At 71.9% G+C, this 23,567-nt stretch carries 19 protein-coding genes; 11 read left to right on the top strand and 8 right to left on the bottom strand.

The features are described from left to right. Positions 1 to 59: 59 nt before the first annotated feature. The 3 genes from AC6F7H_RS22660 to AC6F7H_RS22650 all read left to right on the top strand — a co-directional run bounded on the left by AC6F7H_RS22660 (position 60) and on the right by AC6F7H_RS22650 (position 2,969). Positions 60 to 983, top strand: coding sequence for an ABC transporter ATP-binding protein (locus tag AC6F7H_RS22660; protein ID WP_500758737.1), 924 nt, complete (start codon positions 60 to 62; stop codon positions 981 to 983). Positions 984 to 1,165: 182 nt separating this feature from the next. Beyond that, positions 1,166 to 1,882: an ABC transporter permease gene (locus tag AC6F7H_RS22655; RefSeq protein WP_363035316.1), complete on the top strand. Its 717-nt coding sequence runs from the start codon at positions 1,166 to 1,168 to the stop codon at positions 1,880 to 1,882. A 70-nt stretch (positions 1,883 to 1,952) separates the two neighbouring features. Continuing rightward, positions 1,953 to 2,969 (top strand): COX15/CtaA family protein, encoded by a 1,017-nt coding sequence (locus tag AC6F7H_RS22650; RefSeq protein ID WP_500758736.1) that lies wholly within the window; start codon positions 1,953 to 1,955, stop codon positions 2,967 to 2,969. A 70-nt stretch (positions 2,970 to 3,039) separates the two neighbouring features. Here the strand turns inward: AC6F7H_RS22650 and AC6F7H_RS22645 are convergent, their stop codons facing one another. The 3 genes from AC6F7H_RS22645 to AC6F7H_RS22635 form a co-directional block, all read right to left on the bottom strand. Continuing rightward, on the bottom strand, positions 3,040 to 4,149 hold the full coding sequence (locus AC6F7H_RS22645; RefSeq protein ID WP_500758735.1) for an amidohydrolase family protein: 1,110 nt from the start codon (positions 4,147 to 4,149) through the stop codon (positions 3,040 to 3,042). Between the two features lie 141 nt (positions 4,150 to 4,290). Further along, the gene (locus AC6F7H_RS22640) at positions 4,291 to 4,671 is read right to left on the bottom strand and encodes a hypothetical protein (RefSeq protein ID WP_500758734.1); all 381 of its coding nucleotides are present in this window, start codon (positions 4,669 to 4,671) and stop codon (positions 4,291 to 4,293) included. A gap of 106 nt (positions 4,672 to 4,777) precedes the next feature. Next, positions 4,778 to 5,731: a heme o synthase gene (locus AC6F7H_RS22635; RefSeq protein WP_500758733.1), complete on the bottom strand. Its 954-nt coding sequence runs from the start codon at positions 5,729 to 5,731 to the stop codon at positions 4,778 to 4,780. Between the two features lie 342 nt (positions 5,732 to 6,073). On the opposite strand from AC6F7H_RS22635, the gene tkt reads away from it, so the two are divergent. From tkt to pgl, 5 genes are read left to right on the top strand one after another with little or no spacing between them, the layout of a single operon-like run. After that, positions 6,074 to 8,176, top strand: coding sequence for a transketolase (gene tkt, locus AC6F7H_RS22630; protein ID WP_500758732.1), 2,103 nt, complete (start codon positions 6,074 to 6,076; stop codon positions 8,174 to 8,176). A gap of 37 nt (positions 8,177 to 8,213) precedes the next feature. Next, positions 8,214 to 9,332, top strand: coding sequence for a transaldolase (tal, locus tag AC6F7H_RS22625; RefSeq protein ID WP_500758731.1), 1,119 nt, complete (start codon positions 8,214 to 8,216; stop codon positions 9,330 to 9,332). A 4-nt stretch (positions 9,333 to 9,336) separates the two neighbouring features. Further along, the gene (gene zwf / locus AC6F7H_RS22620; protein ID WP_500758730.1) at positions 9,337 to 10,860 is read left to right on the top strand and encodes a glucose-6-phosphate dehydrogenase; all 1,524 of its coding nucleotides are present in this window, start codon (positions 9,337 to 9,339) and stop codon (positions 10,858 to 10,860) included. Continuing rightward, complete coding sequence (gene opcA / locus AC6F7H_RS22615) at positions 10,857 to 12,035, top strand: glucose-6-phosphate dehydrogenase assembly protein OpcA (RefSeq protein WP_500758729.1); 1,179 nt, start codon at positions 10,857 to 10,859, stop codon at positions 12,033 to 12,035. Before zwf ends, opcA begins: the two co-directional genes overlap by 4 nt. Continuing rightward, positions 12,032 to 12,817 carry a 6-phosphogluconolactonase gene (pgl, locus tag AC6F7H_RS22610; RefSeq protein WP_500758728.1) on the top strand — a complete coding sequence of 262 codons (786 nt, stop codon included), beginning with the start codon at positions 12,032 to 12,034 and terminating at the stop codon, positions 12,815 to 12,817. The genes opcA and pgl overlap by 4 nt, the downstream gene beginning before the upstream one ends. Before the next feature lie 74 nt (positions 12,818 to 12,891). Here the strand turns inward: pgl and AC6F7H_RS22605 are convergent, their stop codons facing one another. From AC6F7H_RS22605 to AC6F7H_RS22585, 5 genes are all read right to left on the bottom strand, one after another. After that, on the bottom strand, positions 12,892 to 13,731 hold the full coding sequence (locus AC6F7H_RS22605) for a carbohydrate ABC transporter permease (RefSeq protein ID WP_065003010.1): 840 nt from the start codon (positions 13,729 to 13,731) through the stop codon (positions 12,892 to 12,894). Next, complete coding sequence (locus AC6F7H_RS22600) at positions 13,728 to 15,098, bottom strand: ABC transporter permease (protein ID WP_500758727.1); 1,371 nt, start codon at positions 15,096 to 15,098, stop codon at positions 13,728 to 13,730. The genes AC6F7H_RS22605 and AC6F7H_RS22600 overlap by 4 nt, the downstream gene beginning before the upstream one ends. A 5-nt stretch (positions 15,099 to 15,103) precedes the next feature. Next, positions 15,104 to 16,432 (bottom strand): ABC transporter substrate-binding protein, encoded by a 1,329-nt coding sequence (locus AC6F7H_RS22595; RefSeq protein ID WP_500758726.1) that lies wholly within the window; start codon positions 16,430 to 16,432, stop codon positions 15,104 to 15,106. A gap of 86 nt (positions 16,433 to 16,518) precedes the next feature. After that, positions 16,519 to 18,141: a glycoside hydrolase family 13 protein gene (locus AC6F7H_RS22590; protein ID WP_500762000.1), complete on the bottom strand. Its 1,623-nt coding sequence runs from the start codon at positions 18,139 to 18,141 to the stop codon at positions 16,519 to 16,521. Positions 18,142 to 18,500: 359 nt separating this feature from the next. Next, a complete protein-coding gene (locus tag AC6F7H_RS22585; protein ID WP_500758725.1) occupies positions 18,501 to 19,775 on the bottom strand; it encodes an ABC transporter substrate-binding protein in 1,275 nt (424 codons plus the stop codon). A 184-nt stretch (positions 19,776 to 19,959) separates the two neighbouring features. On the opposite strand from AC6F7H_RS22585, the gene AC6F7H_RS22580 reads away from it, so the two are divergent. The 3 genes from AC6F7H_RS22580 to AC6F7H_RS22570 are packed head-to-tail and all read left to right on the top strand — an operon-like array spanning position 19,960 to position 23,558. Then, complete coding sequence (locus tag AC6F7H_RS22580) at positions 19,960 to 20,475, top strand: PadR family transcriptional regulator (protein WP_500758724.1); 516 nt, start codon at positions 19,960 to 19,962, stop codon at positions 20,473 to 20,475. Next, on the top strand, positions 20,472 to 21,221 hold the full coding sequence (locus AC6F7H_RS22575; protein ID WP_109380022.1) for an ABC transporter ATP-binding protein: 750 nt from the start codon (positions 20,472 to 20,474) through the stop codon (positions 21,219 to 21,221). Before AC6F7H_RS22580 ends, AC6F7H_RS22575 begins: the two co-directional genes overlap by 4 nt. A 54-nt stretch (positions 21,222 to 21,275) precedes the next feature. After that, on the top strand, positions 21,276 to 23,558 hold the full coding sequence (locus tag AC6F7H_RS22570; RefSeq protein ID WP_500758723.1) for an ABC transporter permease: 2,283 nt from the start codon (positions 21,276 to 21,278) through the stop codon (positions 23,556 to 23,558). The last annotated feature ends 9 nt before the right edge of the window (positions 23,559 to 23,567 follow it).

Here is a 23,567-nt window from a genome sequence, read left to right as displayed (position 1 = left end):
CATGCCCGCACCCTCCCCCGGCGTCCGGGGGCCCCGGCGCGTCCCTAGACTCGTGACCCATGCGAAGTGAGCCCGTGGTCCAGGTGCAGGCCCTGGTGAAGCGGTACGGCACGAAGACCGCGGTGGACGGCCTCGACCTGGTGGCACGGCAGGGCGTGACGGCCGTGCTCGGACCCAACGGGGCGGGCAAGACGACCACGGTCGAGACCTGCGAGGGATACCGGCGGCCGGACTCCGGCACGGTGCGCGTCCTGGGCCTGGACCCGGTCCGGCAGTCGGCCGCGCTCCGGCCCCGGGTCGGCGTGATGCTCCAGTCCGGCGGCGTCTACTCGGGCGCGCGGGCCGACGAGATGCTCCGCCACACGGCGAAACTGCACGCCCACCCCCTGGACGTGGACGCGCTGATCGAACGCCTCGGGCTCGGCTCCTGCGGCCGTACGACGTACCGGCGGCTCTCCGGCGGCCAGCAGCAGCGGCTCGCGCTGGCGATGGCCGTGGTCGGGCGCCCGGAGCTGGTGTTCCTGGACGAGCCGACCGCCGGGCTCGACCCGCAGGCCCGCCGCGCCACCTGGGACCTCGTACGGGATCTGCGCGCCGACGGGGTCTCCGTCATCCTCACCACGCACCACATGGACGAGGCCGAGCAGCTCGCCGACGACGTCGCGATCATCGACGCCGGGCGGGTGGTGGTCCAGGGCAGCCCCGAGGAGCTGTGCCGGGGCGGCGCCGAGAACACCCTGCGCTTCTCGGGCCGGCCGGGACTGGACGTGGCCTCCCTGCTCAAGGCCCTGCCGCCCGACTCCCAGGCCGCCGAAACGACCCCCGGCTCGTACCGGGTCGTCGGCGAGGTGGACCCGCAGCTGCTCGCCACGGTCACGTCCTGGTGCGCACAGCACGGCGTGCTGCCGGACCGGATCTCGGTCGAACGGCACACCCTCGAGGATGTCTTCCTGGAGCTGACGGGCAAGGAGCTGCGTTCGTGAATCGGGCATACACCAGGACCGGCCGGGGGTCCGGGGGTCGCCCCCCCGGGACGGCACAGCCTGGAGCTGACGGGCAAGGAGCTGCGTTCGTGAATCCGGTGAATCAGGCCGATCAGGTGAATCAGGCGGCCACGGGGACCGGCGCCCACGCGCCACGGCCGGGCGCGGCGCCGCTCCCCCGCATGATCGCGGCGCAGGCCCTGCTCGAGACGAAGATGCTGCTGCGCAACGGCGAGCAGCTGCTGCTCACCGTGGTCATCCCCACACTGCTGCTGGTGCTGTTCAGCACCGTGGACATCGTGGACACCGGCGAGGGCGAGGCCGTGGACTTCCTCGCTCCCGGGGTCCTCGCCCTGGCGGTGATGTCGACGGCGTTCACCGGGCAGGCCATCGCCACCGGCTTCGAGCGCCGGTACGGGGTGCTCAAGCGGCTGGCGTCCTCACCGCTGCCGCGGTGGGCGCTGATGACCGCGAAGACCCTGTCGGTGCTGGTCACCGAGGTGCTCCAGATCGTCCTGCTCACGGTGATCGCGTTCGCGCTGGGCTGGTCGCCGCAGGGCAACCCGCTCGCCGTGCTTCTGCTGCTGGTGCTGGGCACGGCCGCCTTCTCGGGGCTCGGCCTGCTGATGGCGGGCACCCTGAAGGCCGAGGCGACGCTCGCCGCCGCCAACCTGGTGTTCCTGCTGCTGCTCGTCGGCGGCGGGGTCGTCGTGCCGCTGGACACCTTCCCCGAGTCCGCGCAGAACGTCCTCGGCCTGCTGCCCATCGCGGCCCTGTCGGAGGGCCTGCGGGACGTGCTCCAGCACGGGGCGGGGCTGCCCTGGGGCGACCTGGGGATCCTCGCCGTGTGGGCGGTGGCGGGGCTCGCGGCGGCGGGCCGCTTCTTCCGCTGGGAGTGAGGAGGCTCCCCGGTACTGCCGGCCTGCCGACCGGGACCCTCGTGAAAGCGTGCACAAGCGGCGCCCTACGATGGGACACGTGCCAAACGTGACCCGCGCCGACGCCCAGGCGGCCCTGCGCAACCCGCTCGCCTTCATCGCCGCACGCTGGACCCCGGACCCCCGGACGGTCCGGCGGGCGGCCCTCGCCGCACTCGTCATGGCGGTGGTCATCGTGGTCACCGGTGGAGCCGTCCGGCTGACCGGCTCCGGCCTGGGCTGCCCCACCTGGCCCAAGTGCACCGACGACTCGCTCGTCTCCACCCGGGAGATGGGCCTGCACGGGGTCATCGAGTTCGGCAACCGCCTGCTGACGTACGTGCTGTGCGCAGCCGTCGGCTGGGCGATCATCGCCGTGCGCTCCCAGAAGCCGTACCGGCGCAGCCTGACCCGGCTGGGCTGGGCGCAGTTCTGGATCGTGATGGGCAACGCGATCCTCGGCGGCATCGTGGTCCTCGTCGGCCTCAACCCGTACACGGTCGCGGCGCACTTCCTGCTCTCCTCGGCGCTGATCGCGGTGGCCACGGTGATGTGGCAGCGCGTCCGCGAGGGCGACGGGGAGCCCCGGCCGCTGGTCGGCGCAGCCGTGCGGCAGTTGGTGTGGTTCCTGGTGCTGGCGTCCGTCCTGGTCATCGCGGTCGGCACGGTGGTGACCGGCTCGGGACCGCACGCGGGTGACTCCAGCGAGGTCCCGCGGATGCCGCTGGACTGGGAGATGGTCAGCAAACTGCACGCCGTGCTGGCGTGGATCGTGGTGACGCTGACGTTCGCCCTGTGGTTCGTCCTGAAGGCGGTCGACGCGCCCGCGGGTCCGCTGCACCGCACCCGCGGGCTGTTCCTGATCCTGCTCGCGCAGGGGGCGGTGGGTTACGTCCAGTACTTCACCGACCTCCCCGAGGTCCTGGTCGGTCTGCACATGTTCCTCTCCTGCGTCATGTGGATCTGGGTGGTGCGGGTGCTGCTGTCCCTGCGTGAGCGGCCCGAGGCCGGGGCCGCTCTGCCGGGTCCGGCGGATGCGGCGGCCGAGACGAAGCTGACGACCGCCTGAGCCGCGGGGCCGTGGCCGCGGGGCCCCGCCCCTTGGTCCGGCCCGTGGTCGCCACTCCGGCCCGTGGTCGTCAGTCCAGCCCGTACACCCGGCCCGCGTTCCCCGACGCGATCATCCCGGCCACCCGCTGCGCGTCCTCCGGGGACCATGCCCCCTCGGCCACCCAGGCGCCGAGCACCCGGCCGAGCGCCTCACGGAACAGCCGGGCGCCCACGACATGCAGTTCGGGCAGGCCCTGGGCGCCGCTGGAGAAAAGGATCTTGCCGAAGGGGGCGAGTTCCAGGACCTCCTGGAGGACGGTCGCCGCGCGGGCGCCGGTGCGGGCCAGGGCGGCGCCGGAGTCGACGTAGACGTGCGGGTGGACGCCGGCCAGGTGGGCGGCGTGGCGGTGGTCCGGGTAGCCGTGCAGCAGGACGAGGTCGGTGCCGAGCCCGGCGGTGGCCCGGACGAACCCGTCGAGGAACCCCGGGTCGGTGCCCTGTGCCCGGGAGCTGCCGGGCGCGCCGAGCCCCGCGTGCAGTTGCAGGGGCCGGCCCGAGGCGACGGCGCTCCACAGCAGGTGCCGCAGCAGCACCGGGTCGCTCGGCTCGTCCCCGACCCGGCGTGCGGCCAGCCACCGCGCGGCCGCGCCGCGCACCTGGCCGGGCCCCGGCGGCTCGGGCGCGAGCACCGTCCCGTGCCGTGTGCCGGCGACGGAGGTGAAGGCGACGGTGTGCGCGGCGGCTCCGTGCACGGACTCGGCGAGGTTGGTGAGGAAGGACTTCACGGTGCCGGAGGTGTCGGCGACCTGCTGGGCCAGCTGTTCCAGGCGCACGATCTCGTGGGCCTCGGCGGCGCCGGCCGTGGCCAGCTCGGCCGTGCCGGTGAGGTCGCCGGGCAGTCCGGTGTCGACCAGGTAGGTGGTGATGCCGCTGGCCCGCAGCAGTCGGCGGGCCGCCTCGGCCACGCCCAGTTCACGGCGCCGGGCGAGGTAGCGGGCGGGCGGACAGTGCGGCTCCAGGCCGAGCAGGGGCGGGCACCAGCGGCGTACGGCGAAGCCGGTCTGGGTGTCGAACAGGGTGGTCCCCGGGGCGGGCGGGCCCTCGGTGCGGACCAGCTGGGCCTCGAAGGTGCCGAGGCCCAGCTCGGTGCGCAGGACGCCGTGGCAGTACTGGTCCACGAGGGACGGCATGTCGATCATCCGGGCTCCCCGCGAAGGACGCTGTGCCTGCTTCCACAGGTACCTAACGGGTGAACCGGGGTCGAGGTGTTGCGACACGCCCGACGCGGTGCCTGCCGCGGACGGTCGGTGGACGGGGACGCCGGGCGGGCAGGCCCCCGGTCAGCCGTTGGCCGGGCCGCCGATCTGGCTGCCCGCCATCCGGGTCCACTCGTACGGGCCGGTCCTGACCTTGGCCGCGAACTCGCCGTCGAAGTCCTCGTGGAGGGTGATGCCCGCCCTCTCGACCGCCTTCTCGGCGATCGCGTAGGAATGGGCGACCAGGTCGCCCCAGTTGCCGTCCTCGCCGACGAGCACGATCCGGGCGCCGCGCTGTCCCAGGTAGGCGATCTGCCCCTCGGCGCCGCCGTGGGCCGTGGCGAAGCCGTTGATCCGCTTGGTGAGCCGGGCCACCTTCCGCTCGGCCTTGCGTTCTGCCTTCTGTTCGGCCCGCTGCCCGCTGTTCTGCTCGGCCGCCGGGTCCGCCTGCTGCTTGTCTGCCATGAACAGGATGCTACCGACGGGTAGATCGAACGGCGACGGGCGGGGTCCGTGGCCTTGGCCACGGACCCCGCCCGTCGGAATGTCTCTGAGGCCGCCTACCGCGGGCCTACCGCAGGAAGGGATCCACCGCGACGGCCACGAAGAGCAGCGACACATAGGTGATGGACCAGTGGAACAGGCGCATCTCCTTGAGCTTGCCGCCGGTCACCTCGGACTTGGCTCGGTTGAGGAGCGCGTGCGCCTCCCACAGCCACCAGCCGCCCGCGGCCAGCGCCACCGCGGTGTAGAACCAGCCGGTGTAGCCGAGCGGGGTGAGCAGCAGGGAGACCGCGACCATGACCCAGCTGTAGAGCACGATCTGCTTGGCGACGACCTTGTTGCCGGCGATCACCGGGAGCATCGGCACGCCCACGCGCGCGTAGTCCTCCTTCACCTTCATGGACAGCGGCCAGTAGTGCGGCGGCGTCCAGAAGAAGATGACGAGGAAGAGGATGACCGGTGCCCAGGACATCGAGTTGGTGACCGCGGACCAGCCGATCAGCACCGGCATGCAGCCGGCGATGCCGCCCCACACGATGTTCTGCGCCGTACGCCGCTTGAGGATCATCGTGTAGACGACGACGTAGAAGAGGAGCGCCCCGAGGGAGAGCCAGGCGGACAGCCAGTTGACGGTGAGGCCGAACAGCAGCGTCGAGACGACGGCCAGGGTGATGCCGAAGGCCAGGCACTCGCGCGGGCTGACCATGCCGGTGACCAGGGGGCGCTGCGAGGTGCGGTCCATCAGCGCGTCGATGTCGCGGTCGAGGTACATGTTGAGCGCGTTGGCGCCGCCCGCCGACAGGTAGCCGCCGAAGCAGGTCAGCAGCACCAGTCCCAGGTCGGGCACACCCCGCTGCGCCAGGAACATCACCGGGACCGTGGTGATGAGCAGCAGTTCGATGATCCGTGGCTTGGTCAGCGCCACGAACGCCCCGACACGGGCCCCGAACGGCCGGTGACTCGGGCTCTGGCTGGTCCCGACAATCCCCGCAGGACGGGATTCAACGGCCGTCACTCGCACCCCTGACAGAGTTCCCAGCAAGCCCTCCCGTATGAGGTGTCGGTAAAGGCTCGCGCGTACCACGCCACCTTAGACGTTGCCCAGACCCGGACAATCGCGGGGGTCCGGTCGTGTTGGCGGCGACCGCTCACAACGGAGTTCCGAGCTCGATTGAGCAACCGGATGAGCGGCTCCGTATTCATCTGCCGAACAGGAAGACTTCCCGGTCAGGAGGCGGATCGCCGGGACTCCCGGCACTCTGGAACGGCTCGGGGGATGCACGTCCTACGGGGGTAGGCTCGACCTCGCCGGTGAGTACTCATCCGGCATCCGAAAACATGTGGAGAGGAGCCCTGACTCAGGGTGAGCACCAAGCCGACCACCACAGACCTCGAGTGGACCGAACTGGACCAGCGGGCCGTGGACACCGCCCGCGTCCTGGCCGCCGATGCCGTACAGAAGGTCGGCAACGGCCATCCCGGTACGGCGATGAGCCTGGCACCCGCCGCGTACACCCTCTTCCAGAAGGTGATGCGGCACGACCCCGCGGACGCCGACTGGGTCGGGCGGGACCGTTTCGTCCTGTCCGCCGGCCATTCGTCCCTGACTCTCTACACCCAGCTGTACCTGGCCGGTTTCGGCCTGGAGCTGGACGACCTGAAGGCGTTCCGCACCTGGGGTTCGAAGACACCGGGCCACCCGGAGTACGGGCACACCACCGGCGTGGAGACGACGACCGGGCCGCTGGGCCAGGGCGTCGCCAACGCGGTCGGCATGGCCATGGCCGCCCGCTACGAGCGCGGGCTGTTCGACCCGGAGGCCGCCCCGGGCGAGTCCCCGTTCGACCACTTCGTCTACTGCATCGCCGGTGACGGCTGCCTGCAGGAGGGCATCTCCGCGGAGGCGTCCTCGCTGGCCGGCCACCAGAAGCTCGGCAACCTGGTCCTGCTGTGGGACGACAACCACATCTCGATCGAGGGCGACACCGAGACGGCCGTCTCCGAGGACGTCACCAAGCGGTACGAGGCCTACGGCTGGCACGTGCAGCGGGTGGCCCCGAAGCCGGACGGCGACCTGGACCCGAACGCGATCTACGACGCCGTCCAGGAAGCCAAGAAGGTCACCGACCGGCCGTCGTTCATCGCGATGCGCTCGATCATCGCCTGGCCGGCCCCGAACGCGCAGAACACCGAGGCCTCCCACGGTTCGGCGCTCGGCGACGAGGAGGTGGCGGCCACCAAGCGGGTGCTGGGCTTCGACCCGGAGCAGACCTTCGAGGTGACCGACGAGGTCCTCGGCCACACCCGTGGCGCGCTGGAGCGCGGCAAGCAGGCGCGGGCCGAGTGGGAGAAGTCGTTCCAGGAGTGGCGGAGCAACAACGCGGAGCGCGCGGCCGAGTTCGACCGGATCGCGGCCGGTGAGCTGCCCAAGGGCTGGGAGGACACGCTTCCCGTCTTCGAGCCGGGCAAGGCGGTCGCCACCCGTGCCGCCTCCGGCAAGGTGCTCCAGGCGCTCGGCGCGGTCGTCCCGGAGCTGTGGGGCGGCTCGGCCGACCTGGCGGGCTCCAACAACACGACGATCGACAAGACGTCCTCGTTCCTCCCGGTCGGCAACCCGCTGCCCGAGGCGAACCCGTACGGCCGCACCATCCACTTCGGTATCCGCGAGCACGCCATGGCCGCGGAGATGAACGGCATCGCGCTGCACGGCAACACCCGGATCTACGGCGGCACCTTCCTGGTGTTCTCCGACTACATGCGCAACGCGGTACGGCTGTCTGCCCTGATGCACCTGCCGGTGACGTACGTGTGGACGCACGACTCCATCGGTCTGGGCGAGGACGGCCCGACCCACCAGCCGGTCGAGCACCTGGCCTCGCTGCGCGCCATCCCCGGTCTGAACGTCGTCCGCCCGGCGGACGCCAACGAGACCGCGATCGCCTGGCGGGAGATCCTCAAGCGCTGGACCAAGGAGTTCGGCAAGGGCCAGCCGCACGGCCTGGCCCTCACCCGGCAGGGCGTACCGACGTACGAGCCCGACGAGGACGCGGCGCGCGGCGGCTACGTGCTGTTCGAGGCGGAAGAGGCCTCCGGACAGAGCACGGAGCCGCAGGTCGTGCTGATCGCCACCGGTTCCGAGGTGCACGTCGCCGTCGAGGCCCGTGAGCGGCTCCAGGCCGACGGGGTGCCGACGCGCGTGGTGTCCATGCCGTCGGTGGAGTGGTTCGAGGAGCAGGACCAGGGGTACCGGGACAGCGTCCTGCCGCCCTCCGTGAAGGCGCGCGTCGCGGTGGAGGCCGGTATCGGTCTGACGTGGCACAAGTACGTCGGGGACGCCGGGCGCATCGTGTCCCTGGAGCACTTCGGCGCGTCCGCCGACGGCAAGGTGCTGTTCAAGGAGTTCGGCTTCACCGCCGAGAACGTGGCGGCCGCGGCCCGGGACTCACTCGCCGCAGCCCAGCGCTGACGCTCACATACGACACGTAGTAGGAGATGGAATTTCCATGACAGACGCACTGAAGCGCCTTTCCGACGAGGGCGTCGCGATCTGGCTGGACGACCTGTCGCGCAAGCGGATCACGTCCGGCAACCTCGCCGAGCTGATCGACCAGCAGCACGTCGTGGGCGTCACCACCAACCCGTCGATCTTCCAGAAGGCGATCTCCGAGGGCGACGGCTACGAGCAGCAGCTCGCCGACCTCGCCGCCCGCGGGGTCACGGTCGAAGAGGCCATCCGGATGATCACCACGGCGGACGTCCGGGACGCCGCCGACATCCTGCGCCCGGTCTTCGACGCCACCGACGGCAAGGACGGCCGGGTCTCCATCGAGGTCGACCCGCGTCTGGCGCACGAGACGCGCGCCACCGTCGCCGAGGCCAAGCAGCTGGCCTGGCTGGTGGACCGGCCCAACACCCTGATCAAGATCCCGGCGACCGAGGCCGGCATCCCGGCGATCGCCGAGGTCATCGGCCTGGGCATCAGCGTCAACGTCACGCTGATCTTCTCCCTGGAGCGGTACCGCAAGGTCATGGACGCGTTCCTGACCGGCCTGGAGAAGGCCAAGGAGCGCGGCCTGGACCTGTCGAAGATCCACTCGGTGGCGTCGTTCTTCGTGTCCCGCGTGGACACCGAGATCGACAAGCGGATCGACGCGCTCGGCACCGACGAGGCGAAGGCGGTGCGCGGCAAGGCCGCCGTCGCCAACGCGCGCCTGGCCTACCAGGCGTACGAGGAGGTCTTCGCCACCGACCGCTGGAGCGCGCTGGAGCGGGAGGGCGCCAACCGGCAGCGTCCGCTGTGGGCCTCCACCGGTGTGAAGGACAAGGCGTACAAGGCCACGATGTACGTCGACGACCTGGTGGCGCCGAACACGGTGAACACCATGCCGGAGGCGACGCTGTTCGCCACCGAGGAGCAGGGCGAGATCAAGGGCAACGCCGTCGCCGGCACCTACGAGCAGGCCCGCGCCGACCTCGACGCCGTGGAGCGGCTGGGGATCTCGTACGACGACGTGGTGCAGCTGCTGGAGGAGGAGGGCGTCGAGAAGTTCGAGGCGTCCTGGAACGACCTGCTGAAGTCGACCGAGGCGGAGCTCGCGCGCCTCGCCCCTTCGGAGGGCTGACACCTTGTCGAGCAGCAACCCGCTGCGTGACCCCGCGGACCGACGGCTCCCGCGTATCGCGGGGCCGTCGGGCCTGGTCATCTTCGGCGTCACGGGCGACCTCTCCCGCAAGAAGCTGATGCCGGCCGTGTACGACCTCGCCAACCGGGGTCTGCTGCCGCCGGGCTTCTCGCTGGTCGGGTTCGCCCGCCGCGAGTGGGCGAACGAGGACTTCGCGCAGGAAGTGCACGACGCGGTCAGGGAGCACGCCCGCACTCCGTTCCGCGAGGAGGTCTGGCAGCAGCTCATCCAGGGCATGCGCTTCGTCCAGGGCACCTTCGACGACGACGAGTCCTTCGAGCGGCTGCGCGGCACCATCGAGGAACTGGACAAGGCACAGGGCACGGGCGGCAACTTCGCGTTCTACCTGTCGGTGCCGCCGCGGTCCTTCCCGGTGGTCATCCAGCAGCTGAAGAAGCACGGGCTGGCCGACCAGAGCAGCGGTTCCTGGCGGCGCGCGGTGATCGAGAAGCCCTTCGGCCACGACCTGAAGTCGGCCGAGGAGCTCAACGCGCTCGTCCACGAGGTGTTCGCCCCGGACCAGGTCTTCCGGATCGACCACTACCTGGGCAAGGAGACCGTCCAGAACATCCTGGCGCTCCGCTTCGCCAACACGATGTTCGAGCCGATCTGGAACCGGTCCTTCGTGGACCACGTGCAGATCACCATGGCCGAGGACATCGGCATCGGCGGCCGGGCCGGCTACTACGACGGCATCGGCGCCGCCCGTGACGTCATCCAGAACCACCTGCTCCAGCTGATGGCGCTCACCGCCATGGAGGAGCCGGCCTCCTTCGACGCGGACGCGCTGGCCGCGGAGAAGACCAAGGTGCTCGGCGCCGTGCGGCTGCCGAAGGACCTGGGCCGGGACACCGTGCGCGGGCAGTACGCGGCGGGCTGGCAGGGCGGCGCGAAGGCGGTCGGGTATCTGGAGGAGGAGGGCATCGACGCCTCCTCCAGGACCGACACGTACGCCGCGATCAAGCTGGGGGTCGACAACCGCCGCTGGGCGGGTGTCCCCTTCTACCTGCGCACCGGAAAGCGGCTGGGCCGCCGGGTCACCGAGATCGCGGTGGTGTTCCAGCGGGCGCCGCACTCGCCGTTCGACACGACGGCCACCGAGGAACTGGGCTCCAACGCGATCGTGATCCGCGTCCAGCCGGACGAGGGTGTCACGGTGCGGTTCGGCTCCAAGGTGCCGGGCACGTCGATGGAGATCCGGGACGTGTCGATGGACTTCGCCTACGGCGAGTCGTTCACCGAGTCCAGCCCGGAGGCGTACGAGCGGCTCATCCTGGATGTCCTGCTCGGTGACTCCAATCTCTTCCCGCGCACCGAGGAGGTCGAGCTGTCCTGGAAGATCCTCGACCCGATCGAGGAGTACTGGGACAACCACGGCCGGCCGGCCCAGTACCCGGCCGGCACCTGGGGGCCCGTGGAGGCGGACCACATGCTCGAGCGAGACGGACGGAGCTGGCGCCGGCCATGAAGATAGACCTCACGGACACCACGGCCGGAGAGATCAACAAGTCGCTGGTGCGGGCCCGGCGGGCCATCGGCACTCCGGCGGTCGGCATGGTGCTCGCCCTGGTCATCGTGACCGACGAGGAGAACGCCTACGACGCCCTGAAGTCCGCCGGCGACGCCTCGCGCGAGCATCCCTCGCGCACCCTGGTCGTCATCAAGCGGGTGTCCCGCTCCCCCCGCGACCGTACGCAGTCCCGGCTGGACGCCGAGGTGCGGGTCGGCGCGGACGCGGGCACCGGCGAGACGGTGGTGCTCCGGCTGTACGGCGAGGTCGCCGACCACGCCCAGTCGGTGGTGCTGCCGCTGCTGCTGCCGGACGCCCCGGTGGTGGTCTGGTGGCCGGTCAACGCCCCGCTGAACCCGGCCGGCGACCCGCTGGGCGCGCTGGCCCAGCGCCGGGTGACCGACACCTACGCCTGCGAGCAGCCGGTGCGGGAGCTCGCGACCCGCGCCGAGGCCTACGCCCCGGGCGACACGGACCTGTCCTGGACCCGGATCACGCCCTGGCGTTCGATGCTGGCCGCGGCTCTGGACCAGGTGTCCTGCGAGGTGCAGGGCGTGGAGGTCGAGGGCGAGGAGTTCAACCCGAGCTGCGAGCTGCTGGCCATGTGGCTCGCGGACCGGCTGGGCGTGCCCGTGAAGCGTTCGCTGTCGAGCGGCCCGGGACTCACCGCGGTCCGGCTGTCGACCGACTGCGGCCCGATCGTGCTGGACCGTGCCGACGGTTCGCTCGCGACGCTGTCCATCCAGGGCCAGCCGAAGCGGGCGGTGGCGCTCAAGCGCCGGGACACCGCGGAGCTGATCGCGGAGGAGCTGCGCCGGCTGGACCCGGACGACACGTACGCGTCGGCCCTGCGGTACGGGGTCGAGCGGCTGAGGAGTCCGGCGACGGGGGCGGGCGCGACGAAGGCGTCGTCCGGTGCGCTGGACGAGGTGTCGCGCGGGCTGACCGAGGCGACGACCGCGCTCGACGAGGTGTCGCGTGCGCTGGACGAGGCGTCGGGCGGCTCCGGGAAACCGGCGGGTGAGTCGCCGGCCAAAGGAGCGTCGGGCACCGCTGCCGGCGGACCGGCTGCGAAAGGTTCCGCGGTCGAGGCACCGGCGCAGGCACCGCTGAGGAAGGTGGAGGCGAAGTGAGTACGGCACCGCAGCTGGTCGTGCACCGCGACAAGGAGCTGATGGCGCAGGCCGCGGCGGCCCGGCTGATCACCAGGGTCGTGGACGCGCAGGCCTCGCGGGGTTCGGCGTCCGTGGTGCTGACCGGCGGCCGCAACGGCAACGGTCTGCTGGCCGCGCTCGCGGCCGCGCCCGCCCGGGACGCGGTCGACTGGAGCCGGATCGACCTGTGGTGGGGCGACGAGCGGTTCCTGCCGGACGGCGACCCGGAGCGCAATGTCACCCAGGCCCGTGAGGCGCTGCTCGACGCGGTGCCGCTGGACCCGAAGCGCGTGCACGCCATGCCCGCGTCCGACGGACCGCACGGCGCCGACGTGGACGCGGCGGCGGCCGCGTACGCCGAGGAGCTGGCCCGTGCCGCGGGCCCGACGGACCACGGCGCGGTGCCGACGTTCGACGTGCTGATGCTGGGTGTCGGCCCGGACACGCATGTGGCGTCCCTCTTCCCGGAGTTGCCCGCGGTGCGGGAGACGGAGCGCACGGTGGTCGGCGTCCACGGGGCGCCCAAGCCGCCGCCGACCCGGGTGACGCTCACCCTCCCGGCGATCCGTGCGGCCCGGGAGGTGTGGCTGCTGGCGGCCGGCGAGGACAAGGCGGAGGCCGCGGCGATCGCCCTGTCGGGCGCGGGCGAGATCCAGGCCCCGGCGGCGGGCGCGTACGGCAGGGCCCGCACCCTGTGGCTCCTGGACGCGGCGGCGGCCTCGCAGCTGCCGCGGGCGCTGTATCCGCCTGCTTCCGCGTGACCGCGTGAACACGCACGGACCCCCGCCTCGTGAGGAGGCGGGGGTCCGTGCGTTTCCGGGTGAGACGGTGGCCGTTACTTCACCGACCCCGCCATCACCCCCTGCACGAAGTGCCGCTGGAAGGCGAAGAACACGGCCACCGGCACCACCAGCGACAGGAACGCCCCCGGCGCGAGCACGTCGATGTTGCTGCCGAACTGGCGGATCTGCGACTGGAGTTCCACCGTCAGCGGCTGCGAGGAGCTGTCCGCGAACAACAGCGCCACCAGCATGTCGTTCCAGACCCACAGGAACTGGAAGATGGCCAGGCTGGCGATCGCCGGCCGCCCGACGGGCAGGATCAGCCGGGTGAAGATGCGCCACTCGCTGCCGCCGTCCATGCGGGCGGCCTCCAGCATCTCCTTGGGCATCTCGGCGAAGTAGTTCCGCAGCAGGAACACCGCGAACGGCAGTCCGTACGCCACGTGGAACAGCACGACCCCGGGGATGGTGCCGAACAGGCCCAGCTGGCCGAAGAGTTTGGCCACCGGCAGCAGCCCGATCTGCACGGGCACCACCAGCAGGGCGACCACGACGAGGAAGATCGTGTCCCGACCGGGGAAGTCCAGCCAGGCGAAGGCGTATCCGGCGAGCGCCGCGACGATCACCACCAGCACCGTGGTCGGCACCGAGATCAGCACGGTGTTCCAGAACGCCTGGGTCATCCCCGAGTTCTTCAGCAGGGCCGCGTAGTTGTCGAACGACAGCTGCCCGGGGCTGGTGAACACCGTCCACCAGCCGCCCTTGGCCGTGTCCTCGGCGGAGCGCATCGAGGACAGGAACAGGCCGGCCAGAGGGGTCATCCACACCAGCCCGATCACGACCAGGAAGGCCTGCACGACCGCGTTGCCCAGGCCGCGCCGGATCGCGTTCATCGCTGGCTCCTTCTGAAACGGCGGACGTTGAAGGCCATGGCGGGGACGACCAGCAGCAGGAGCAGCACACCGAGCGCGCTGCCCAGTCCCTGGTCGTTGCCGCCGCCGAACGACACCAGCCACATCTGGGTCGCGAGCACGGTCGCGTCCTCCTGCACGGGGCCGGGCGCGATGATGTAGACGAGGTCGAAGACCTTCATCACGTTGATCACCAGGGTCACGAAGACGACGGTGAGGACCGGTGCGAGCAGCGGGACGGTGATCCGGCGGAAGATCTGCCACTCGTTCGCGCCGTCCATCCGCGCCGCCTCCAGCGCGTCCCGCGGCAGGGCCGAGAGTCCCGCGCCGATCAGCACCATCGCGAACCCGGTCCAGATCCACAGGTAGGCCCCGATGATGGCCGGGGTGACGAGCGTCGGTCCGAGCCAGGAGATGCCCTGGTAGGGGGGCGCGAAGTTCTCGGCGGGCAGTTTCAGCGCGTAGGGGCCGTCGTCCAGGCCGGTGAAGCGGAACGAGCCGTCGGACCCGGTCGTCGTGCTCGCGACCGTGCGTCCGTCGCGGAGCGCCTCGACCTTCATCCCGGGCAGTCCGCTCTCCCCCTCGTCGACCCGGCCCGGCTCTCCTCCCCCGCCGGGGGTGAAGTCCAGGTACACCACGCCGCCGACCTCGTCGGAGGCCGCCTCGCGGGAGGCCGCCGGGGAGGCGGGTGCCGCCTTTCCGGGCAGGTCCTTGGGTGCCACGCCGACCAGGCCCAGCGCCGCCGTGCTGCCCGGCGACACGTCCGTCCCGGTCACGTACGAGCCGTCCGCCTCCTTGGTCAGGCCCGCCCCGTCGCCCTCGCGGCCACGGGCCGTCGGGTAGGAGGAGCTGCCCTTGAAGGTGTCGTGGACCGAGACGACGGCCGCGTTCAGCACGCCCTTGTCCGGGTCCTCGTCGTAGGCGAGCCGGAAGACGATGCCGGCCGCCAGGAAGGAGACCGCCATCGGCATGAACAGCAGCAGTTTGAAGGCGGTGGCCCAGCGGATCTTCTCCACCAGCACGGCCAGGATCAGGCCCAGGCCGGTGAGCAGGGTGGGGGCGATGACGACCCAGATCGCGGTGTTCCGGACGGCCTTGAGGGTGACCGGGTCGCGGAACATCTCGAGGTAGTTCTCGCCGCCCACGAACCGGGTGCCGGAGGCGTCGAAGAGGCTGCGTCCGACGGAGAACAGCACCGGGTAGACGACCAGCGCGCCCAGCAGGAGCAGGGCGGGCAGCACGAACAGCACGGCGACGATCCGCCCCCGCCGGCGCAGGCGCCGGCGGCGGGCACGATCGTGGTGCGAGGGAGCCGGAGGGCTCGCCTCTTTCACCAGGGTGGCGGTCATGACCGTCAGTTCCCGTAAGCCTTGGCCGCCGCGTTCTCCAGCTCGGCCGCGGTCTTCTTCGGGTCGGACGGGTCACGCAGGAAGTCCTGGAGGATCTTCCACTCGCCCTTGCCCTGGGTGCCGCCGAAGGCCGCCGGGGCCTGGTCCGACATGTCGAAGCGGACCGAGTCGCCGGCCTCGATCAGGGACTTGGCGGTGGCGCGGGTGACGTCGTCGCCGTAGGAGGAGAGGTCCAGCCCCTTGTTCGGGGAGAGGAAGCCTCCGGCCTCGGCCCACACGGCGGCGGCCTCCGGCGTGGCGAGGTACTCGAGGAGCGCCATGCCGGCCTCGGCGTTCTTGCCGTCCTTGAGCACCACGGCCGCGTCGCCGCCGCTGACCACCGGGGCCTCGCCGTCGCCGACCGGCGGGAACGGGAAGAAGTTCGCGTCGGTGCCGATGTTCTTGCCGAACTGGTCCTTGGCGACGCCGGCCACGAAGTCGCCCTCGTAGACCATGGCGGCGTCCGGCTCGGGGCCGAAGACCTTCTCCACCGAACCGGGGAAGTCGGTGTTCAGGGCTTCCTTCTGGCCGCCCGAGACGAGCTGCTTGTCCTTGAAGAGTTCACCGAGCGTGGTGAGCGCCTCGACCACCGTCGGGTCGGTCCACTTGATCTCGTGCGCGGCGAGGGCGTCGTACTTCTCGGGCCCGGCCTGGGAGAGGTAGACGTTCTCGAACCAGTCGGTCAGCGTCCAGCCGTCCTGTCCGGCGACCGAGAAGGCGGCGAGGCCGGAGTCGGAGATCGTGCGTCCGTCCTTCAGCATCGCGTCGTAGGTCTTCGGCGGGGTGATGCCCGCCTGCTCCAGGGCCTCGGGGCTGTACCAGACGGTCGACTTGTGGGCGGCCTTGAAGTAGAGGCCGTACAGCGTGTCGTCGACGCTGCCGTAGTTCTGCCACACCTCGGCGAAGTTGTTCTCCACGGTGCCCTGGACCTTCTTGTCCAGCGGCTTGAGCCAGCCCGCCTCGGCGAACTGCTTCAGCACGCCGACCTGGGGGACCATCACGACGTCGGGGGCGTTGCCGCCCTCGATCTTGCTGCCGACGACGGTGGAGACGTTGTCGCCGGTGGACACGAACTCCGTCTTGGCGCCGGTCTTCTCGGTGAAGGCGTCCAGCACCTTCTGGAAGTTCTTCTGCTCGCTGCCGGACCAGACCCCGGCGACGGAGACGGTCTGGCCGCCGAGCGCCTTGTCACCGCCGCCGGCCGAGACGGGCTCGCCGGAGCCGCAGGCGGTGGCGCCGAGGGCGAGCACGAGGGCGGTGCAGCCGGTGAGCAGGGTGGTACGTCGTCGCATCATCGTTGATGTCCCTTCAGAAGCGTTCGAGATTACGTTCGGAAGACTTTCGGGTGCGTGAAGTGTCGGGTGCGTGAAGTGAGCGGGTCTCAGGAGCCGTCGATCCACCAGGCGGCCGTGGAACCGGGGAGGACTCCGTCCGGACACGGGCCGCTGGCCAGCAGCGGGGTGCCGGAGACCGGCGCGGGTACGGGGGTGGTGCCGAAGTTGACGGCGCACACCAGGTCGTCGGCGCGGGCGAAGGCCAGGACGTCCGGCTCGGTCTCCAGCCAGCGCAGTGTGCCCTCACCCAACTGGGGCAGCGCGGCGCGCAGTTGCAGACCGTCGCGGTAAAGGTGCCAGAAGGAGCGGGTGTCGGCGAGGGCACGGTCGGTGGCGTGTTCGGCGAACCAGTCGGGCTGCGGCAGCCAGGGTTCGGCCCCCTCGGCACCGGAGGTGAAGCCGAACGGGGAGGCCTGCCCCGACCAGGGCAGCGGCACCCGGCAGCCGTCGCGGATCCGGGCCCGGCTGCCGGTGCGGCGGAAGATCGGGTCGGTGAGCACGTCGTCGGGGAGGTCGACGACCTCGGGCAGGCCCAGCTCCTCGCCCTGGTAGACGTACGCGGCGCCGGGCAGCGCCAGCATCAGCAGCGCGGCGGCGCGGGCCCGGGCGGCGCCGAGGCCGCTGCCCTGGGGCGCGGGTTCGCCGTAGCGGGTGACGGTGCGGACCTGGTCGTGGTTGTTGAGGACCCAGGTGACGGTCGATCCGGTGCCGGCGATGTCCTGCATGGCCTCGGAGATGACCTTGCGGAAGGCGTCGGCGTCCCAGGGGGCGCCGAGCAGGTCGAAGAAGAAGGCCTGGTGGAGCTCGTCGGGGCGGACGTAGCGGGCGTGTTCGCGGGCGGTCGGCACGGAGACCTCGCCGACCAGGAGCCGTTCGCGGCCGTCGCGGGCGGTGTACTCCTCGCACACCGCGCGCCAGTGCCGCCACACGTCGTGCACCTCGGGCTGGTTCCAGGCCAGCGGGTTGACCGAGTCCCGGGTGCGGGCGTCGGCCTCCGGGTCCGGGGAGTCGGGCAGTTCCGGGTGTTTGAACAGGCCGGCGGCGACATCGATGCGGAAGCCGTCGACGCCCCGGTCCAGCCAGAACCGCAGGGTCCGGTCGAAGTCGACGGCGATCTCGGGGTTGCGCCAGTTCCAGTCGGGCTGTTCGGGCGTGAACATGTGCAGGTACCACTGGCCGGGCCGGCCGTCCGGCTCGGTGACGCGGCTCCAGGCGGGCCCGCCGAACATGGCGTGCCAGTTGTTGGGCGGCTCGGCGCCGTCGGGACCGCGGCCGTCGGTGAAGTGGAAGCGGGCGCGCTGCGGGCTGCCGGGGGCCGCGGCGAGTGCCTCGCGGAACCAGGGGTGTTCGCTGGAGCAGTGGTTGGGGACGACGTCCAGCAGCACCTTGATCCCGAGCCGCCGGGCGGCCCCGATCAGCAGGTCGAACTCGGCGAGGTCGCCGAAGACCGGGTCGACGTCGCGGTAGTCGGCCACGTCGTAGCCGTGGTCGTGCTGCGGCGAGGGGTAGAAGGGGCTCAACCAGATCCCGTCCACACCGAGCTTCTTCAGGTAGGGCAGGCCCGCCCTGACCCCGGCGAGATCGCCGATGCCGTCACCGGTGCTGTCCAGGAAGCTGCGGATGTACACCTGGTAGATCACTGCGTCGCGCCACCAGCGGTGGGTGTCGATGCGCTTGAGACTCACCCCGTCGACCCGTCTGTGCGTGCGGAGACCCGGGACTCCCGGGCCGGCGGTACCGTCCGCCGTTATGTATGCATGTTAGGTAGAGGTGTCGCAAGGGTGTCAATGAACGAACGCAACCTGCCGGGCAGTTACCGTGAATGAACACCCCCTTAACCGCCCACATCGGGCACAGTTGAGACATCCGCGTTACCTAACATGTAACTAGAGACGTCCAGCTGGGGTGCGCGGTCTGGAGAACCCCCGACCGGAGAGAGGTCCCGAAGCCGCCCTCCGGGTCACGGCCCGGAGAGCGGTCCGGGCTTCGGTCCGGAGGGCGGCACGGGGAGAGGAGCCCCGGCCGCCTGCTAACGCGCGGAGACGGCGGCGAGTTCGCGCGCCAGCCGCCGCACCGCCGCACCGGGCGTCTGCCGCCCGGCCATCGCGTCGTGCACCACCGCCTGCACGACCAGGCTCACCTGGTCGTAGTGCGGGCTCTTGGGGCGCGGGGCGGCGGCGAGCACGCTCTCGCGCAGCGTCGGCAGATAGGGGAACCGCCGGATCAGTTCCGGATCGTCGTACAGCGCGGCCCGCACGGGCGGCAGCGCGCCCCGGGTGAGGACCTGGCGCTGGACGCTCTCGCTGGTGAGGTACGCGATCAGCCGTGCGGCGGAGTCGGGGTGCCGCGCATGGGTGGCGACGGCGAGGTTGGAGCCTCCGAGGACGCTCGTCCCCGGCCCGTCCGGTCCCGGCAGCGGTACGGCGCCGACCTTCCCGGCGACCGCGGAGTCCTCGGCGGACGCGGCGACGTAGGCGTAGGGCCAGTTGCGCAGGAAGAGCAGCCGGCCGTCCTGGAAGGCCTGCTTGGACTCCTCCTCCTTGTACGTCAGCGCCTCCTTCGGGATCCAGCCCTCGCGGACCCCGCGGGCGAGGAAGCCGATGCCCTCGCGGGCCGCCCGGGAGTTCACCGTGACGCGCTCGCCCTCGTCGCCGAGGATGGTGCCGCCCGCCGAGTAGACGGCCTCGGCGGCGTTGACGGTCAGGCCCTCGTAGGGCAGGAACTGGCCCGCGTAGCCGCCGAGGCCGTGCCGCGGGGCGAGGGTCTTCGCGGCCAGCTCCAGTTCGGCCCAGGTACGCGGAGGCGCCACGCCCTCCGCGTCGAGGACGTCCTCGCGGTACAGCAGCAGACCGGCGTTGGTCACGTACGGGACGGCGTACAGCCGGTCGTCGTAGGTCGCGGTGTCCACCACTCCCGGAAGGAACGTGTCCAGCGGGAAGCGGTCGCGCGGCAGCGGGCGGATCCAGCCGGCCGCGGCGAACTCCGAGGTCCAGCTGACGTCGATGTTGAGCACGTCGAAGCGGCCGCGGCCGGCGCCGCGCAGCTCGGTGATCATCTGCGCGCGGGTCTCGTCGGCCGAGTCGGGCAGTTCGACGAGGGTGACCTCCTCGCCGGGGTGGGTGCGGTTCCAGCCCTCGAGCAGCGGGCCGAGATAGCCGGTGAGGTCCCCGGCGGTGGCCAGGGTGAGCGGACCGCGACCGCCGGCGGGAGCGGCCTGTTCGGCCCGCGCGCCGGAGGCCACACCCACGGTCAGGAGCACGGCGAGGACGAGGAGGCCCCTACCCGCGGCACGGATCCACCGCATAGGTTCCTCCCTGTGCACCGGCACCCGGGCACCCTTGCCGGGGTCAGAGGCCATGTATACCTGTTAGGTATGGGCGATACTAGGGTCCGCGACACATTGCGTCGGGTGAGACATCTCGTCGGGCGGGACGCCCGGCATCAGGCACGTGGCACACGGCACGAAGGACGCGGGGAGGAGAGCACGAGTGCGGCAGTCCCTCCTGGCCCTGCTCGCCCGCGGCCCGGCCCACGGCTACGAGCTCAAGCAGGACCTTGAGCAACTGCTGGGCTCCGCGTACCCTCAGCCGAACGTCGGCCAGATCTACGTCACCCTGGGCCGCCTCGAGAAGTCGGGGCTGATCGAGGGCGAGGACGTCGAGCAGGCCGGTCGGCCCAACAAGAAGGTCTACCACCTCACCGACGCCGGGCGGGAGGCGCTGCGCGCCTGGTTCGAGGAGACCGCGGACGAACCGCGGGTGCGGGACGAGTTCTTCATGAAGCTGGCCCTCGCACCGCAGAGCGGGCTCGCCGACCAGATCGCCCTGATCAACCGGCAGCGGCGCCAGTACCTGAACACCATGCGGCAGTTGTCGAAGCTGGCCGCCGCCGAAGACCGGGACAACCGGGTCGCCCAGCTGCTGATCGAGGGCGCGATGCTGCACCTGCAGGCCGACCTCGACTGGCTGGAGCGGTGCCAGGAGGAGCTGGAGGAGCTGGAGTGAGCGAGAGTACCGCTCCCGTGCTGCGCGCCGAAGGCCTCGTCAAGACGCACCACGGAGAGGGAGCCCCGGCGCACGCGGTGCGCGGGGTCGACCTGCGGGTGACGCGCGGCGAGTTCGTGGCGGTGACCGGGCCGTCCGGCGCCGGCAAGTCGACCCTGCTGCATCTGCTCGGCGGGCTCCAGCGGCCCGACTCCGGCAGCATCTGGCTGGACGGCGAGCGCACCGACGCCTACAGCGAGGCACGCTGGGCGGTGGAGCGCAGGAAGCGCATCGGGATCGTCTTCCAGTTCTTCAACCTCGTCTCCGACCTGTCGGTCGCCGACAACGTGGAGCTGCCGGCCCTGCTCGCCGGGACACCGCCGAAAAAGGCCCGCGCCGAGCGGGAGGAACTGCTGGCCGAGCTGGGCCTGACCGGCAAGGAGCGGAGCATGCCGGGCGAGCTGTCCGGCGGTGAGCAGCAGCGGGTCGCGTTGGCCCGTGCCCTGGTCAACCATCCGCCGCTGCTGCTCGCCGACGAACCCGCGGGCAGCCTGGACAGCAAGGGCACCCGCGAGGTGATGCGGCTGCTGTCCCGCTTCCACCGGCGAGGCCAGACGATCCTGCTGGTCACCCATGACGCCCGGCTGGCGAGCGCCGCCGACCGGGTGATCAGTTTCTTCGACGGGCGGATCGCCGACGACGCGGAACTCGACGGAGCGCCCTCACGCGGCCGGGGCATCTCCGGGGTGCTGGAGCTCAAGGACTGACATGCGGATGTACGACGGTCCGGGCGTCCGGCGTGAGCGAAGGGGCTGACACCGGTGCGAGCGACCCTGCGCTGGGCGCACTCCGATCTGCGCACGCACCGCGGTGAGGCGCTGTTCCTGGTCCTCGCCACCGCGGGCGTCGTCGCCTCCCTGCTGCTGGCCACGGCCCTGTTCGGGTACGCGACCAACCCCTGGCAGCGGATCTTCACCCAGGCGCGCGGCGCCCACGTCACGCTGCACACCACCGCCCCGGCCGACGCCGCGAAGCTGGCCGGCCTGGACGGCGTGGAGTCCGTCGCCGGCCCCTACCCCACCGCCGCCGTCACCCTCGCCGCCCGCGGCAGCCGTGCCTCCGCCGAACTGCGCGGCACCGCCGAACAGCCCGGCACCGGCCGCCCGCTGATCACCTCGGGGCGCTGGCTGGACCTCGGCACCCCCGACGGCGTGGTCCTGGAGAGCAGTCTCGCCCGTGCCCTGCTCACCACGCCGGGCGACACCCTCACCGTGCCCGGCACCGCGCGGACCCTGACCGTGGTGGGCGTGGCCGACAGCGCCGAGCCGCGCTACCGGCCGGGGGAACAGCCCGGCCTGGCGTGGGCGCTGCCGTCGGCCGTGACCGACCCCGACGGGCAGGTGACCGCGCTGCGGCTGACCGACCCCGCCGACACCGGGTACGCGGTGCAGCGGGCGGTGACGGTACTGGGCGCGGGCGCCATCGGCGAGGTATCCACCTGGCAGCAGGCACGGGCCGAGGCGCAGGGCGACAACCGGCTGCTCGGCCAGGTGCTGGGGCTGTTCGGTCTGGGCGCGCTGGTCGCCGCCGGTTTCGCCGTGCACGGGGCGATCAGCACCCGGATCCGGGGGCATCTGCGGGACATCTCCGTCCTCAAGGCGATCGGCTTCACCCCGGGACAGGTCGTCCGCGTCTTCCTGCTCCAGCATCTCGGCTACGCCCTGCTGGGTGCCGTGGCCGCCGCCGCGCTGACCGAGGCGCTGGGCAGCGGCATACCGGGGCGGCTCGGGGAAGCGGTCGGCGTGTGGCAGGGGCTGCCCGGACACACCCTGGCGCTGTTCGTGGTGCCCGTGGGGGCGGTGCTGTTCATCGGCGCCACCACCGGGCTCGCGGCGTGGCGGGCGGGCCGGGTGCCGCCGGTGCCGGTGCCGAGGCCGGCCGCGCCCGAGGCCGGCGGGCTGACGGGCGTGGCGCGGCGGGCGCTCGGGGCGCGGGTGCCGCCCGCACTGGTCCTCGGCTGGCACAAGGCGTTCACCCGCCGCCGGCGTGCGCTGGGCACGGTGGCCAGGCTGACCCTGCCGCTGCTGCTGATCGTGGTGGCGCTGAGCGCGTGGACCACCATCGACCGCTTCCAGGGCAGCCCGGAGCGGATGGGGCTGCCCACCGCGCTCAGTGTCCGTGCGGACGCCTCGCTCGGTGACGGGGAGGCCCGCGCCCTGCTGGAGCGTGATCCGCAGGTCGCCGCCGCCCACCCGGGCGTCGAGGTGGCCGCCCTGGTGCCCGGCCAGACCGCCACGATCGCCCTGCGCGGCTACGGCACCCACCAGGAGCCGTACCCGTTCGCCCTGGCCGAGGGCCGCGCGGCGCGCGGACCCGACGAGGCGGTGGCCGGGCAGGGGCTGCTCGACCTGCTGCACGTCCAGGTCGGCGACTGGGTGCGCGTGACCGTCGGCGACCGGCCGCAGATCCTGCACATCGTCGGCCGCAGCATCGAACCGGAGAACGCCGGCCGGACCATCTCCACCTCGCTCGACACCCTCCGCGGCAACGACCCCGACCTGCGGCCGACCCTCTACCAGCTCCGGCTGGACCCCGGCGCGGACCCGCGGGCCGTCGCCGACCGGCTGACCGGGGCCGGGGCCGGCCTGCTCGACGTGCACACCGTGGCCAACCCGGCCGACGGGCTGTCCCCGTTGCGCGCGGTCGTCCTCGGTCTGATCGCCGTACTCGCCCTGATCGGGCTGATCGAACTGCTCACCGCGATCGGCGGCACGGTCCGCGAGGGCGAACGGGACCTGCTCGCGCTCAAGGCCATCGGTCTCTCCCCGCGGCAGATCACCGCGATCACGGTCACCGCCACCGCCGGTACGGCGCTGGCCGCCGTGCTCGTCGCCCTGGCCCTGGGGCTGCCGCTGGCGCACTGGCTGATCGACGAACAGGGGAGGTCGAGCGGCATCGGCGCCGGAATCGCCCAGGGGCCCTCCCCCGCGCTCCTGCTGCTGCTGGGCGCCGCCGCCGTGCTGGGCGCCGCCGCCCTGGCCGCCCTCCCCGCCGCCCGCGCGGCCCGCCGCCGCCTCGCGGACACGCTGAGCGCGGTGGCCTGACGCCGACGC

This window comes from Streptomyces sp. MMS24-W38 (genome assembly GCF_059889265.1).
This window is presented reverse-complemented; position numbering and strand designations above follow the sequence as displayed.